Below are 14,508 nucleotides of genomic sequence, written 5' to 3'. Positions count from 1 at the left end.
ACCCCGTCGCTCCTGGCCTCGTCTTCAGCGCTCGGCTGTGTCATCTCCCGCCCCCTCACATCCGGAAGACGCCGAACCGGGGCGCCTCCGGATCGCGGTGCGGCAGGGGGGCATTGGCACAGGCGGTCAGCGCCAGCCCCAGCACCTGGCGGGTCTCCAGGGGATCGATCACCCCGTCGTCCCACAGCCGGGCAGTGGCGTAGTAGGCGTTGCCCTGGGTCTCGTACTGCGCGCGGACGGGGGCGCGGAACTCCTCTTCCTCCTCGGCGCTCCACTCCTCGCCGCGCGCCTCCAACTGGTCCCGCTTGACGGTGGCGAGCACCGAGGCGGCCTGCTCGCCGCCCATCACGGAGATCTTGGCGTTCGGCCACATCCACAGAAAGCGTGGGCTGTAGGCCCGGCCGCACATCGAGTAGTTGCCGGCACCGTAGGAACCGCCGATCACGACCGTCAGCTTCGGCACCCGGGCACAGGCGACGGCGGTGACCATCTTGGCGCCGTGCTTGGCGATGCCGCCCGCCTCGTAGTCCTTGCCGACCATGAAGCCGGAGATGTTCTGGAGGAAGAGCAGCGGGATGCCGCGCTGGTCGCAGAGCTCGATGAAGTGGGCGCCCTTCTGGGCCGACTCGGAGAAGAGGATGCCGTTGTTGGCCACCACGCCGACCGGGTGGCCGTGGATATGGGCGAACCCGGTGACGAGCGTGGTGCCGTACTCCGCCTTGAACTCCTGGAAGCGGGAGCCGTCCACCAGGCGGGCGATGACCTCGTGCACGTCGTAGGGCGTACGGGAGTCGACCGGCACCACGTCGTAGAGCCCGGCTGGGTCCAGGGCCGGCTCCTCCGCAGCTCGCACCGCCCAGGGGAGGGCCGCGGCGGCCGGGGGTGCGGGCAGGGTGGCGACGATATGGCGGACGATGCGCAGCGCGTGCGCGTCGTCCTCGGCCAGGTGGTCGGTGACGCCTGAGATCCGGGAGTGTGTCTCACCGCCGCCCAGCTCCTCGGCGGTGACGACCTCGCCGGTGGCGGCCTTCACCAGCGGCGGGCCGCCCAGGAAGATCGTGCCCTGCTCGCGCACGATCACCGCCTCGTCGCTCATCGCCGGTACATAGGCGCCGCCCGCTGTGCAGGAGCCGAGGACGGCGGCGATCTGCGGGACGCCGGCGGCGGACATCCGGGCCTGGTTGTAGAAGATCCGGCCGAAGTGCTCGCGGTCGGGGAAGACTTCGTCCTGCATCGGCAGGAAGGCGCCGCCCGAATCGACCAGATAGAGGCACGGCAGCCGGTTCTCCAGGGCGATCTCCTGAGCACGCAGATGCTTCTTGACCGTCATGGGGTAGTAGGTGCCGCCCTTGACCGTGGCGTCGTTGGCGACGATCACCGCCTCACGCCCTGAGACCCGGCCGATACCGGCGATCACTCCCGCGGCCGGCGCCGCGTCCTCGTACATCCCGTCCGCCGCCAGCGGCGAGAGCTCCAGGAAGGGGGAGCCGGGATCCAGCAGGGCGTCCACCCGCTCGCGCGGCAGCAGCTTGCCCCGTGCCGTGTGCCGCTCGCGGGCCCGGGCGCCGCCGCCCAGCCGGGCGCGCGCCAGCTTCTCGCGGAGCTGCCCGGCCAGCTCGCGATGGGCCCTGCGGTTCTCCGCAGCGGCGTCCGAACCCGGATCGAGGGCGCTCACCAGGCGTGGCGCCGCGGGCCCATGCCCGCTCACGTCCCGCACCGTTCGCTCGTCCAATTCGGCCAGCCCCCTTGCTCGCACGACACCACCACTACAAGCCGCGCGCCACGCCACCGCACATCCGGCGCAAGCGCACCACGAGCCACCGCGACGGCCCTCGTGAGTTAGTCGTCGTTAACTCGATGCCTCTAGGTTAACGCTCACTAACGCGGCTGTCTAGAATGGTCCGCATGAGCACGAGGACGGCCGGCACGGCCGCACCCAGCCGACGGGAGCAGATCCTGCGGGAGGCCGCACGCCTCTTCGCCGAGCGTGGCTTCCACGGGGTGGGTGTCGACGAGATAGGAGCCGCCGTCGGTATCAGCGGCCCGGGCCTCTACCGCCACTTCGCGGGCAAGGACGCGATGCTGGCCGAGCTGCTGGTGGGGATCAGCGAGCGGCTCTACGAAGGGGGGCGGCGCAGATCCGAGGAGTCCGCGGCGGCGGGCCTACCGCCGCAGGCGGCGCTGGACGCGCTGATCGAGGGGCACATCGACTTCGCGCTGGACGACCGGGAGTTGATCACCCTCCACGACCGTGAGCTGGACCGGCTGCGGGAGGCGGACCGCAAGCAGGTCCGTAAGCTCCAGCGGCAGTACGTCGAGCTGTGGGTCTCCGCCGTCCGCGCGGTGTATCCGGAGCTGACCGAGCTGGAGGCCCGGGTCTCGGTGCACACCGTCTTCGGGCTGCTGAACTCGACGCCGCATCTGAGCGGCCCCTCGGCGCTGCCCGACCGGGAGACGACAGCCGCGCTGCTGCACCGCCTGGCGCGCGGCGCCCTCTCGGCCGCGGCACCGCGGGAGCGCGGCGAGGGCGCCGAGTCCGCACGGCCCGCCGAGCGGGTCGAGTACACCGGCCCCGTCGAGTACACCGGTCCCGCCGAGCGCGCCGAATAGGCGGAGCGTGCCGGTCCGCAGCGCGGTACGGATCAGGGCTGCCCTGGACAGTTGACCTGACTGCTCGGTAGCTTTGGCTCCCATGGGCTGAGCAAGCGCTTAGCCATGGCCAAGACTGCTCGGACGAGGAGGCGTGCTGTGCGCCGCACGGTGTTCAACGAGGACCACGAAGCGTTCCGCCAGACGATCCGCGACTTCATCGCGGCGGAGGTCGTGCCCTACTACCCGCAGTGGGCCGAGCAGGGTTATGTGCCCAAGGAGTTCTACAAGAAGCTCGGTGAACTGGGCGTCTTCGGTATCGAGGTCCCCGAGGAGTACGGCGGCGCCGGCGAGACCAGCTTCAAGTACAACGCCGTGATCACCGAGGAGTGCGCCCGGGCCGGGGTCAGCTTCGGCGGCTCCAGCGTGCACACCGCGCTGTGCCTGCCGTATCTGCTCAAGTACGGCAACGAGGAGCAGAAGAAGCGCTGGCTGCCCGACTTCGTCTCCGGCGAGATGATGACCGCCATCGCCATGACCGAGCCGGGCACCGGCTCCGACCTGGCCGGGATGAAGACCACCGCCAAGCTCTCCGAGGACGGCACGCACTACATCCTCAACGGCGCCAAGACCTTCATCACCGGCGGCGTCCAGGCCGACCGGGTGCTGGTCTGCGCTCGTACCGCGCCCCCGTCCCCCGAGGACCGGCGCGGCGGCATCTCCATCCTCGTCGTGGACGCCAAGAGCGAGGGTTACGCGGTCGGCCGCAAGCTCGACAAGCTCGGGCTGCGTTCCTCCGACACCGCCGAACTGTCCTTCACCGACGTCAAGGTGCCCGTGGAGGACCTGCTGGGCGAGGAGGGCAAGGCGTTCTCCTACCTCACCCACAATCTGCCGCAGGAGCGGCTTGGCATCGCGATAGGTGCCTACGCGATGTCCGCGGCTGCTGTGCGCTTCGCCCACCAGTACGTCAAGGAGCGGACGGTTTTCGGCAAGGAGGTGGCGTCCTTCCAGAACACCAAGTTCGTGCTCGCCGACTGCAAGGCGGATGTGGACGCGATGGAGGCCGTCGTGGACCGCGCTCTGGAGGCGCTGGACGCCGACGAGCTGACGCCGGCGGACGCCGCCTCCGCCAAGCTGTTCACCACCGAGCTCGCCGCCCGGGTCATCGACAAGTGCCTGCAGCTGCACGGCGGTTACGGCTACATGCTGGAGTACCCGATCGCCAACCTGTATGCCGACACCCGCGTCTCGCGCATCTACGGCGGCACCAGCGAGGTCATGCGCTCCATCGTCGCCAAGTCCATGGGGCTGTGAGCAAGGTGAGTGTGCCGGACCACGGGCCGGTGAGCGCCGAGTTCGCGCCGCAGCCCCCCTCGGCAGAATCAGGAACATGAGCCAAGAACTGACGTCCCTGCTCGATCTGCTCGATCTGGAGCGGATCGAGCAGGACATCTTTCGCGGCAGCAGCCGCCCCGCCGTCGTCCCCCGGGTCTTCGGCGGCCAGGTCGCGGCCCAGGCACTCGTCGCCGCCTGCCGCACGGTGCCCGCGGGGCGTCTGCCGCACTCCCTGCACGCGTATTTCCTGCGTTCCGGCGATCCGGGTGCGCACATCGTCTACACAGTGGACCGGATACGCGACGGGCGGTCCTTCACCACGCGCAGGGTGGTGGCCGTTCAGCACGGGCAGCCGATCTTTCATCTGTCCGCCTCGTTCCAGGTGCACGAGGAAGGGATGGAGCATCAGGAGCCGATGCCTCAGGCGCCCGATCCGGAGACGCTGCCGACCGCGGAGGAGATCCTTCCGCGGTACGGGGAGCTGTTCGCCGACCCCGAGGTGCCCGAGCGGCTGCTGCGGGCACGGGCCGCGGTCGATCTGCGGTACGTCGAGGAGCCGCCGTTCGGCAGGGTCGGCAGGCCGGGCGAGCCGCGTTCCCAGGTGTGGTTCCGCACCAACGGGAAGCTGGACGGCGAGCTGGACGACCCGATGCTGCACATCTGTCTGGCGACCTATGTCTCGGACATGACGCTGCTGGACTCCGTGCTGCTCGCGCACGGCAGGGGCGGCTGGGCGGTCGGTGACGTGGTCGGGGCCAGCCTGGACCACGCCATGTGGTTCCACCGTCCGTTCCGCGCGGACGAGTGGCTGCTCTACGACCAGGAGTCACCCACGGCGCAGGGCGGCAGGGGACTCGCCAAGGGCAGGATCTTCACCCGGGACGGACGGCTGGTCGTCTCCGTCATCCAGGGTCGTGCGGATCCCGCGGGGGCAGAGCGGCGGTCAGCCGGCCAGCCCCGCCGCGGCCAGCAGGTAGGCCGTCATGGGCTCGTAGAAGCGCGGGTCGACCACATGGTCGTCCAGCGGCACGGTGACCTCCAGCGTGCCCTCCGCCTCGCCCAGGAAGAGCGCGGGGTCGTTGCAGTCGGCGAATCCGACGGTCGTCAGCCCGTGCTGTGCCGCGCGGCCCGCCCAGCCGTGGTCGGCCACCACCAGGTCGGGCAGCGGCTCCCCGGCCTGCTCCAGGGCGTGCAGCACACCCGCCATCGGCTCCGGGGAGTGGGTGTGCCACAGAGAGGCGCCCCGCTCGTAGACGGCGACGCCCTGGAACTGCACGATGACGCCCTCGTCCGCGAAGACGCGCAGCGGGGTGCGGACGATGTCGCACCCCGCCGCACGCAGCGCGGTGGCGAGAGTGCCGTGCATGTCGAGCAGCGCTCCCGGGTGACCGGTGGCGAACAGCACTCTGCTGCGCCCTTCCGCCGCCTTGCGCAGCTCGGCGGCGGCGCGGTCGAGCGCGGCCATGGTCAGTTCCGGGTCGATGGTGTCCTGGCCGGTGCGGTAGTCCGGGTCGTCGTTGACGCCGCAGCGCTCGGCCATCACCGCCAGCACGTCCTGCTCGTCCGCCCAGCGCTCGCCCAGCTCCAGGCCGAGCCAGTAGTGGCGGTCGCCGTTGGCGAGCTTGCGGTAGTGGGACAGATTGTTCTCCCGCGGCGTGGCGACGTCCCCCGCGATCCGGGTGCGCACCAAGTGGCTGGTCAGCTCGTCACGGGAGGGCGCTTCCGGCAGCGGCAGGGGCAGCGACACGGGCAAGAGAGGCTGTGACATGTGACCATTGTGGCTCGTACGGTCGCTCGATGGACGGAGTGTCCAAAAGGCGGCGTACGCCCTTGCGGACCGTCCAACGGCGGACGGAACGGTTCCGCCTACGCTCGGGGGTATGACCAGCAGCGAAATACCTCCCTCCGACAGCGTTCCGACGCCCCGTGGCCCCGTCGACTCCTCCCGGGTGCCCCGCTACGCGGGCCCCGCGACCTTCGCGCGGCTGCCGCGGATCGATGAGACGGATGGCCGCGCGGATGTCGCCGTGGTGGGCGTCCCGTTCGACACCGGCGTCTCCTACCGTCCCGGCGCCCGCTTCGGCGGCAACGCCATCCGGGAGGCGTCGCGGCTGCTGCGGCCCTACAACCCGGCGCAGGACGCCGCGCCCTTCGCGCTGGCGCAGGTCGCGGACGCCGGGGACATCGCCGTCAACCCGTTCGACATCAACGAGGCCGTCGAGACGGTGGAGGAGGCGGCCGGCTCCCTGCTGGAGAGCGGCGCCCGGCTGATGACGCTCGGCGGCGACCACACCATCGCGCTGCCGCTGCTGCGCGCGATGGCCCGTAAGCACGGACCCGTGGCACTGCTGCACTTCGATGCGCACCTGGACACCTGGGACACCTACTTCGGCGCCGCCTACACCCACGGCACCCCCTTCCGGCGTGCGGTCGAGGAGGGACTGCTGGACACCTCGGCGCTCTCCCATGTGGGCACCAGGGGGCCGCTGTACGGGAAGCGCGATCTGGACGACGACGCCAAGATGGGCTTCGGCATCGTCACCTCCGCCGATGTGATGCGGCGGGGCGTGGACGAGGTGACCGACCAGCTGCGGCAGCGCATCGGCAACCGTCCGCTGTATGTCTCGGTGGACATCGATGTGCTCGACCCCGCGCACGCGCCCGGGACGGGCACTCCGGAGGCGGGCGGGCTCACCTCGCGGGAGCTGCTGGAGATCCTGCGCGGTCTGTCCGGCTGCAATCTCGTCTCGGCAGACCTGGTGGAGGTCGCGCCCGCTTACGACCACGCGGAGCTCACCTCGGTGGCTGCCTCGCACACGGCGTACGAGCTCACGACCCTGATGACACGGCAGATCGCGGCAGCTCGCGGCTGACGAAGGCGGCCGGCGGCGGTCCGGATGAGTGGGTTCCGGCCGTGTTTGGGGACCGGGTCCTTCCGGTGTCCGGCGTGGGTTCGGGTGGTTTCCCGTACCCGTGGGGGGAACTGTCCCCGTTCGGGATGCCGAACGGCGCAGGTCGGGATGGGCTTGACGGTACACGGTAAAACGCCCGCTCAGTCACGGACTGCCACTGGTTTAATACGGGACGTTACTGATTTTGATCGGTCGATGTGCATTCCGTGGAAGTTCTCGACAGACTGCACAAGCGATCCCGCGGGAAGACGGCGCGGAGCGATCGCGGAGCTGGCCTCGTGGGGGGTGCCGGCCCGCGCGCACCCAGGGACGCGCCGTCGGTGGCCGGGGCGGCCCAGGAAGAGCCATGGAGCTCACCGGGCCGCCTTCGGTCACTTCTCCTCGGTCGCCGCTGCTCCTCGGGTCCGCCTCGACTTCTCCCCGGCCCGGGGCACTCCGGGATGAAAATCCGACCCTTCGATGTTGGGCTGTCCGCAGGGAAGCCGGGACAAGGCCCGACGCGAAGGGACTGGGGACGTCGTGACGAAGGAGAGTCCGGATACGCAGGGCTGGGCCCGGCGGCTTGCCGGGTACTGCTGGCGGTACAGGCGTGCGGTCGTGCTCGCGCTGGGCGCCTCGCTCGGCGGCATGGCCGTCATGGCGCTCGTTCCACTGCTGACCAAGATCATCATCGATGACGTGGTCGTCGGTGGAAAGGGCAGCCTGTGGACGTGGATCGGGCTGCTCGTCGCCGCCGCTGCCGTCATCTACGTACTGACCTACGCGCGCCGCTACTACGGCGGCCGGCTCGCGCTGGACGTCCAGCACGATCTGCGGACCGAGATGTACCGCTCGATCGTCCGGCTGGACGGCCGCAGTCAGGACGAGCTGTCCACCGGGCAGGTCGTCGGGCGCGGCACCAGCGACCTGCAACTGGTGCAGAGCCTGCTGTTCATGCTCCCCATGATGATCGGCAACGTGCTGCTGTTCCTGGTCGCGCTCGTCGTGATGCTCGTTCTGTCCCCCCTGCTGACCCTGGTGTCGGTGGCTGTTTTCCCGCTGCTGTGGTGGGTGGCCAACCTCAGCCGCAAGCGCCTCTTCCCGGCGACCTGGTACGCGCAGCAGCAGGCCGGTGCGGTCGCCTCAGTAGTGGACGGATCGATCACCGGCGTCCGCGTGGTGAAGGGATTCGGTCAGGAAGCGCAGGAGACCGGAAAACTCCGGGCCATCAGCCGGAAGCTGTTCGCCGGGCGGCTGCGCACCGTACGACTCAACGCGCGCTATACCCCCGCCCTTCAGGCAGTGCCCTCGCTCGGCCAGGTCGCCATGCTGGCGCTCGGCGGCTGGATGGCCACCCGCGGGGAGATCACCCTGGGCACCTTCGTCGCCTTCTCCACCTATCTGGCGCAACTGGTGGGCCCGGTGCGGATGCTCGCCATGATGCTTACCGTCGGACAGCAGGCACGGGCAGGCGTCGAGCGGGTCTACGACCTGATCGACACCGAGCCGCAGATGGCTGAGAGCCCGCACGCGCGCGCCCTGCCGAAGTCCGCCGACGCGTCCGTCGAGTTCGAAGACGTCACCTTCGGCTACGCACCGGACAACCCGGTACTGGACGGCTTCAGCCTGCGCATCGAGCCCGGCGAGACCGTCGCACTGGTGGGCGCCAGCGGCAGCGGAAAGTCCACCGTCTCCATGCTGCTGCCGCGCTACTACGACGTGACGGGCGGAGCCGTGCGCGTCGGCGGCCAGGACGTACGCGATCTGACGCTGGACTCGCTGCGCTCCGCCATCGGCCTCGTCCCCGAGAACCCCTTCCTGTTCTCCTCCTCCCTCCGGGAGAACATCGCCTACGGCGCACCTGACGCCACCGACGAGGAGATCCGCGCCGCCGCCCGGGCCGCACAGGCGGACCGCTTCATCCAGGAGCTGCCCGACGGCTACGAGACCACCGTCGGCGAGCAGGGACTGACCCTCTCCGGCGGCCAGCGCCAGCGCATCGCGCTCGCCCGCGCCCTGCTGACCGACCCGCGCCTGCTGCTCCTGGACGACGCCACCTCGGCCGTGGACGCGCGCGTGGAGCACGAGATACACGAGGCGCTGCGCGAGGTCATGGCAGGGCGTACGACGCTGCTGATCGCGCACCGGCAGTCCACCCTCGCGCTGGCCGACCGCATCGCGGTGCTGGAGCACGGGCGGCTGGCCGATATCGGCACCCATGAGGAGCTGACCGAGCGCTGCGCCCTCTACCGCCGGCTGCTGACCGACCCGGACGAACTCGGCGATGTGGAGCGCGACCCGGCCGGTATGGCGGTGCACGACGCGCACGACACCGTCGACGGGGTCACGCCCGAGCTGTGGGTGCGCGAGCAGGCACCGGAAGCGGACGGTACGGCCCCGGCCGGCAGCACCGGCACCGCCGCCGCGCAGGCCGGACAGCCCGGCAGCTTCGGTGCCGAACTCGCGGGTCTGCCCGGCAGCCCCGAACTGCTCGCCAGAGTGGCCGCGCTGCCGCCCGCCGACGACACCCCGGACATTGACGAGGAACAAGCGGAGCGGCGCGAGGACTCCTACGGGCTGCGCCGGCTGCTGCGCGGCTTCGGTACGGCCCTGCTGGTCGCCCTCGTCTTCGCCGCACTGGACGCCGGATTCGGGCTGCTGCTGCCCGTGCTGATCCGGCACGGCATCGACGACGGAGTGGAGAAGGGCGCGCTGAGTGCCGTCTGGGTCGCCTCCGGACTGGCGCTCGCTGTGGTCGTCGCCCAGTGGGCCGCGCAGGTCGGCTCGCTGCTGCTGACCGGGCGCACCGGGGAGCGTGTGCTGTACGCCCTGCGGGTGAAGATATTCGCGCAGTTGCAGCGGCTGGGCCTCGACTACTACGAACGGCACCTGGCGGGCGCCGTGATGACCCGTATGACGACCGACGTGGACGCACTGTCCTCGTTCCTGCAGACGGGTCTCGTCACCGCTGTCGTCTCGCTCTTCACCTTCCTGGGCATACTCGGTGCTCTGCTGGTGCTCGACGTCGAGCTGGCACTGGTCGTTTTCGCGACACTGCCGCTGCTGGTCGTCGGGACGGTCTTCTTCCGCAGGCAGAGCGTCAAGGCGTACGAACTGGCCCGCGAGCGGGTGAGCGTGGTCAACGCCGACCTTCAGGAGTCGGTGGCCGGGCTGCGGATGGTGCAGGCGTTCCGGGGCGAGGAGCGCGGCGCCGAGCAGTTCGAGCGCCGCAGCGACGGCTACCGCCGGGCGCGGGTGCGCGGCCAGTGGCTGATCTCCGTCTACTTCCCCTTCGTGCAGCTCCTCGCCTCCGTGGCGACCGCGGCAGTGTTGGTCGTCGGCGCCGGACGGATCGAGAACGGCACCCTGACGGCAGGCGCGCTGGTGGCCTATCTGCTCTACATCGAGCTGTTCTTCGCACCGGTGCAGCAGCTCTCGCAGGTCTTCGACGGGTACCAGCAGGCAGCCGTCTCACTGCGCCGCATCCAGGAGCTGCTGCGCGAGGAGAGCAGCACACCCGCGGCGGCGTCCCCGCGGGAGCTGACCGCACTGCGCGGCCGGATCGAGTTCCGGGACGTCAACTTCCGCTACGCCACCGCCGACCCGGCCGGTGCGCAGGGGGACGAGGAAGCGCTCTCGGACGTCCGGCTGACCATCCCGGCCGGGCAGACCGTCGCCTTCGTCGGCGAGACCGGCGCGGGCAAGTCCACCCTGGTCAAGCTCGTCGCCCGGTTCTACGACCCGAGCGAGGGCGCCGTGCTGGTCGACGGCCAGGACCTGCGCGACATCGACCTGACCGGCTACCGGCACCGGCTCGGGGTGGTGCCCCAGGAGTCGTACCTCTTCCCGGGCACCGTGCGGGACGCCATCGCCTACGGGCGGATGGACGCGACGGACGCCGAGGTGGAGGCCGCGGCACGGGCGGTCGGAGCGCACGACATGATCGCCTCCCTGTCGGGCGGCTATCTGCACGAGGTGGACGAGCGGGGCCGCAATCTCTCCGCCGGGCAGCGGCAGTTGATCGCGCTGGCCCGGGCCGAACTGGTGGACCCCGCCATTCTGCTGCTGGACGAGGCGACCGCGGCGCTCGACCTGGCGACCGAGGCGCTGGTCAACCAGGCGACGGACCGGCTGGCCGGGTCGCGCACCACGCTGGTGGTGGCACATCGGCTGACGACTGCCGCGCGTGCCGACCGGGTGGTGGTCCTCGACCACGGGCGGGTCGTCGAGGACGGCACGCACCAGGAGCTGGTGGCACGCGGCGGACGCTACGCGGAGCTGTGGCGTACGTTCGCGGGGCAGGGCACCCATCCGAGCCCGTCCCGCGTCTGAGGGCGAGCACGTCAGCGTGACGCTCCGACAGGAGCGGGAGGGGCGGCGGACGGCAGCTCAGAGCGAGCGGCTGTTGCGCGGGTGCTCTCGCGCAAAACGCTCGTTGCCGCGCTTGTAGTTGCCCGTCCAGCGGGCCATCACCAGTTGGGGGTCCCCCGCGGCGACCTCCTGGAGGAAGCGCGCCGCGCGTGACCCGCGCAGGATGGTGACAGGGCGGCCGTGGTGGGTGATCACCACGGTCGTCCCTCCGTCGCGTTGCTCGTAGGCGAATCCATGTGGCTGTGGCATGCGCTGAATCTACGCCTCAGTCGCCGCAGAGGCCGACCACATATTCGTCCACTGTCTGAACCTCCCCATAGGGCAGCGGTTCCTCACCCGTGCGCCAGTGGATGGCGGAAATCTCGTCGGTCGGAGTGAAGGGCAGCACTTCGGTCAGCTCGCCGGTGTAGACGGCACCGTAGAGCACCCGCTGCTCGGGCCCCAGCGCGGTGCGGGCGAAGCCGGCGAAGCGCAGCGCTGTCGGATCGACCAGTTGGCAGGTCTCCTCGCGCAGTTCGCGTGCTGCAGCCTGGCGTGGGCTCTCGCCCTCCTCGATGCCGCCACCGGGCAGCTCCCAGCAGGCGCGGCTGCGGACGTGGACCATCAGCAGTCTGCCCGCGTGCCGGACGGCCAGCAGGACATAGCCGACGGGTGCGTCCGGGAAACGGGCGTCCTCCTCTTCGCGGTGGAAGGAGAGCAGCCGCATCCCGCGCGGGCCCGTGGCCAGCGGGGCGGGCGTCGGCGGGGTGGCGGGATCAGTCATGGCGGCAGCGTAACCCCGGCCGACGACAGCGCCGTTGGCACCGCTGAGCGGTGCGTGCCCTTCCGTATTCCGTACGCCCGGCCGGTGCCAGGGTCTGGCGGTGCCGGTCCGACGCCGATAGGTTCGCGACGACTTTTGGCGAAGTAAGGGGAGGGTGAATGCGTAAAACGCTCAGATGGCTGCTGTCCTTGGTGGTGCTCATAGGCACCTTCAGCGTCGGCAGTGCCACGGCGGGGGCCGCCGGCGCGGCCGGAACCGCGACCGATACGGATATCAAGGACCGCATCCTCGCGGTGCCCGGGATGAGCCTCATCGAAGAGAAGCCCGTCGACGGATACCGCTTCTTCCTGCTCAACTACGAACAGCCGGTGGACCACAGGCGCCCTGGCAAGGGCACGTTCAAACAGCGCATCTCCATCCTGCACAAGGACACCAACCGCCCCACGGTGTTCTTCACCAGCGGCTACGACCTCAACACCAAGCCCAGCCGCAGTGAGCCGACGCAGCTGACGGACGGCAACCAGGTCTCCATGGAGTACCGCTTCTTCACCCCCTCCCGGCCCGAGCCCGCCGACTGGTCGAAGCTCACCATCTGGCAGGCCGCCAGCGACCAGCACCGCATCTACAAGGCGCTCAAGAAGATCTACGACAAGAACTGGATCGCGACCGGCGGCAGCAAGGGCGGAATGACGGCGACCTACTACCGCCGCTTCTACCCCCAGGACATGGACGGCACCGTCCCCTACGTCGCCCCGAACGACGTCCGCAACCGCGAGGACTCCGCCTACTACACGTTCTTCGAGAACGTGGGCTCCAAGGAGTGCCGCGACCGGCTGAACGGCGCGCAGCACGAGATCTTCGAGCGGCGCGGCGAGATGGTCTCGCGTATCAAGGCGTGGGCCAAGGAGAACAACTACACCTTCAAGCTGGCCGGCAGCGCAGACAAGGCATTCGAGCTGATCGCGCAGGACCTTGTGTGGGGCTTCTGGCAGTACCACCTGGAGAGCGAGTGCGACAAGGTGCCCGCCACCGACGCCTCCACGGACGCGCTCTACAAGTGGGCCGACGAGATCGGCGGCTGGCAGGCCGGTACCGACCAGGGCATGACGCCGTACACCCCGTACTACTACCAGGCGGGCACCCAGTTGGGCTCGCCCGACTACGAGGAGCCGCTCCTGGACGACGTGCGCAAGTACCCGGGCCTGAACGTGCCGCGCACCTACGTCCCGCGCAGCATCCCGATGGAGTTCAACAAGCACGACAAGGCGATGCGTGACATCGACCGCTGGGTACGCAACAGCTCCTCGCAGATGCTGTACATCTACGGCGAGAACGACCCCTGGGGCGCCGAGCCGTTCCGTCCCGGCAAGCACACCGAGGACACCGCCGTCTACACGGCTCCCGGGCAGCACCACGGTGCGCGGATCGCCACCCTCGAGGAGGACGACAAGGCGGCCGCCACCCGCATGGTGATGGAGTTCGCGGGCCTCGAGGTCGACCCGGACAAGAAGCCGAAGCGGCTGACGGCCTACGACAAGAAGCTGGACAAGCCGCGCAAGGACATGCTGCAGCTGCGTCCCTGACGGTCCGCGTCCCGTGGGCCCACCGAGCCCGGGCAGCCCCGGTCCGTCGAGCCGCTAAGCCGCGTCGGACAGCAGGCCCAGCAGATGATCACGGACCTGCGGCAGCAGCGCGGGCAGCTCACGGACCTCGGGGTACCAGCGCTTCTCGTACTCCCAGCACAACCACTCGACGCCCGTCCCCTCCCCGGGGGCGGGCGTCTCGGCGTCCGTCGCACGGGTGAGCAGTTCCGCGACGTCCGTGAGCGGCAGTACGCCCTCGCCGGGCGGCAGCGGGGTGGTGTCCTCCCGGGAGGCGATGTCCTTCACCTGTACGTAGCCCAGATACGGGCGGAGCAGCCGGTAGGTCTCCTCCGGGTCCTCACCGCCGCGCCAGGTGTGCATCATGTCCCACAGCGCGCCCGCGCCCGGGTGGTCCACCTCGCGCAGGACACGTGCCGCGTCGGCACCCGTGCTGTGCGAGTCGTGCGTCTCCAGCAGTACCCGCACACCCAGGTCGGCGGCGATCACGGCGGCCTCCCTCAGCCGCCGCACCGCTGTCGCGTCGCCCTCCGCGGGATCCGCACCGCCACCGGGGAAGACCCGGACGTACGGTGCGCCCAGGTCGTGTGCCAGCTCCAACAGTGCGCGCACTTCGCCGAGTACGGGTGCGTCGTCGCCGCTCTCGGCCATCCGCGGGTACCCGGCGATGCTCAGCAGTGCGATGTCCGTTTCGGCGAACTGCTGCACCACCCGCTGCCGCTCGCTCCGGTCGAGGCCAGGGTGCACCGGTTCCTCCGGGTGGCCGCGCAGTTCGACCCCGTGGAAGCCCGAGCGGGCGGCCAGGCGCAGCACTTCGGGAACGGGCATGCCGGGGACGCCGAGAGTGGAGAACGCGAGTCGCATGCGCTCACCCGATCAGATGCTCCTCCGCCCGGCAAGGTCCCAGCAGTACGTGTCGGCCACTCCTGGCCCCCGGACCGGGCGCTCAACCTCC

At 70.2% G+C, this 14,508-nt stretch carries 10 protein-coding genes and 1 pseudogene; 6 read left to right on the top strand and 5 right to left on the bottom strand.

What is annotated here, in order from left to right; all coding sequences use genetic code 11:
- Positions 1–55: 55 nt before the first annotated feature.
- The gene (locus ACQEU8_RS30870) at positions 56–1,717 is read right to left on the bottom strand and encodes a carboxyl transferase domain-containing protein (protein WP_433108843.1); all 1,662 of its coding nucleotides are present in this window, start codon (positions 1,715–1,717) and stop codon (positions 56–58) included.
- A gap of 188 nt (positions 1,718–1,905) precedes the next feature.
- Between ACQEU8_RS30870 and ACQEU8_RS30865 the strand changes: the two genes are divergently transcribed.
- The 3 genes and pseudogenes from ACQEU8_RS30865 (at position 1,906) to ACQEU8_RS30855 (ending at position 4,904) form a co-directional block, all read left to right on the top strand.
- A complete protein-coding gene (locus ACQEU8_RS30865; RefSeq protein ID WP_433106900.1) occupies positions 1,906–2,610 on the top strand; it encodes an SACE_7040 family transcriptional regulator in 705 nt (234 codons plus the stop codon).
- Between the two features lie 138 nt (positions 2,611–2,748).
- A complete protein-coding gene (locus ACQEU8_RS30860; protein WP_433106898.1) occupies positions 2,749–3,906 on the top strand; it encodes an acyl-CoA dehydrogenase family protein in 1,158 nt (385 codons plus the stop codon).
- A gap of 76 nt (positions 3,907–3,982) precedes the next feature.
- Positions 3,983–4,904 (top strand): annotated as a pseudogene (locus ACQEU8_RS30855) (acyl-CoA thioesterase).
- Here ACQEU8_RS30855 and ACQEU8_RS30850 read toward each other — a convergent pair.
- Positions 4,871–5,695 carry a phosphatase gene (locus tag ACQEU8_RS30850; protein ID WP_433106896.1) on the bottom strand — a complete coding sequence of 275 codons (825 nt, stop codon included), beginning with the start codon at positions 5,693–5,695 and terminating at the stop codon, positions 4,871–4,873. The pseudogene ACQEU8_RS30855 and the gene ACQEU8_RS30850 sit on opposite strands and share 34 nt — an antisense overlap.
- 112 nt (positions 5,696–5,807) lie before the next feature.
- Between ACQEU8_RS30850 and speB the strand changes: the two genes are divergently transcribed.
- Entirely contained in the window at positions 5,808–6,800 is a 993-nt protein-coding gene (speB, locus tag ACQEU8_RS30845; protein WP_433106894.1) for an agmatinase, read from the top strand.
- A gap of 498 nt (positions 6,801–7,298) precedes the next feature.
- Positions 7,299–11,150: an ABC transporter ATP-binding protein gene (locus tag ACQEU8_RS30840; RefSeq protein ID WP_433106892.1), complete on the top strand. Its 3,852-nt coding sequence runs from the start codon at positions 7,299–7,301 to the stop codon at positions 11,148–11,150.
- 57 nt (positions 11,151–11,207) lie between these two features.
- Here ACQEU8_RS30840 and ACQEU8_RS30835 read toward each other — a convergent pair whose 3' ends face one another.
- Both ACQEU8_RS30835 and ACQEU8_RS30830 read right to left on the bottom strand, forming a co-directional pair.
- Entirely contained in the window at positions 11,208–11,438 is a 231-nt protein-coding gene (locus ACQEU8_RS30835) for a hypothetical protein (RefSeq protein ID WP_433106890.1), read from the bottom strand.
- A gap of 16 nt (positions 11,439–11,454) precedes the next feature.
- A complete protein-coding gene (locus tag ACQEU8_RS30830) occupies positions 11,455–11,952 on the bottom strand; it encodes an NUDIX domain-containing protein (RefSeq protein WP_433106888.1) in 498 nt (165 codons plus the stop codon).
- Between the two features lie 158 nt (positions 11,953–12,110).
- Here ACQEU8_RS30830 and ACQEU8_RS30825 point away from each other — a divergent pair, with 158 nt between their 5' ends.
- Entirely contained in the window at positions 12,111–13,535 is a 1,425-nt protein-coding gene (locus ACQEU8_RS30825) for a S28 family serine protease (protein ID WP_433106886.1), read from the top strand.
- Positions 13,536–13,589: 54 nt separating this feature from the next.
- Here ACQEU8_RS30825 and ACQEU8_RS30820 read toward each other — a convergent pair whose 3' ends face one another.
- Positions 13,590–14,417, bottom strand: coding sequence for a sugar phosphate isomerase/epimerase family protein (locus ACQEU8_RS30820; RefSeq protein ID WP_433106884.1), 828 nt, complete (start codon positions 14,415–14,417; stop codon positions 13,590–13,592).
- Between the last annotated feature and the right edge of the window lie 91 nt (positions 14,418–14,508).

It is taken from the genome of Streptomyces sp. CA-250714, assembly GCF_050936705.1.
Classification (GTDB): Bacteria; Actinomycetota; Actinomycetes; order Streptomycetales; family Streptomycetaceae; genus Streptomyces.
This window is presented reverse-complemented; position numbering and strand designations above follow the sequence as displayed.

Bases quoted from the DNA above. Each gene is read 5' to 3' on its own strand.
- ACQEU8_RS30830 (WP_433106888.1), bottom strand. From the start codon at position 11,952: ATGACTGATCCCGCCACCCCGCCGACGCCCGCCCCGCTGGCCACGGGC.
- ACQEU8_RS30825 (WP_433106886.1), top strand. From the start codon at position 12,111: ATGCGTAAAACGCTCAGATGGCTGCTGTCCTTGGTGGTGCTCATAGGC.
- ACQEU8_RS30835 (WP_433106890.1), bottom strand. From the start codon at position 11,438: ATGCCACAGCCACATGGATTCGCCTACGAGCAACGCGACGGAGGGACG.
- ACQEU8_RS30820 (WP_433106884.1), bottom strand. From the start codon at position 14,417: ATGCGACTCGCGTTCTCCACTCTCGGCGTCCCCGGCATGCCCGTTCCC.
- ACQEU8_RS30850 (WP_433106896.1), bottom strand. From the start codon at position 5,695: ATGTCACAGCCTCTCTTGCCCGTGTCGCTGCCCCTGCCGCTGCCGGAA.
- ACQEU8_RS30840 (WP_433106892.1), top strand. From the start codon at position 7,299: ATGTTGGGCTGTCCGCAGGGAAGCCGGGACAAGGCCCGACGCGAAGGG.
- ACQEU8_RS30865 (WP_433106900.1), top strand. From the start codon at position 1,906: ATGAGCACGAGGACGGCCGGCACGGCCGCACCCAGCCGACGGGAGCAG.
- speB (WP_433106894.1), top strand. From the start codon at position 5,808: ATGACCAGCAGCGAAATACCTCCCTCCGACAGCGTTCCGACGCCCCGT.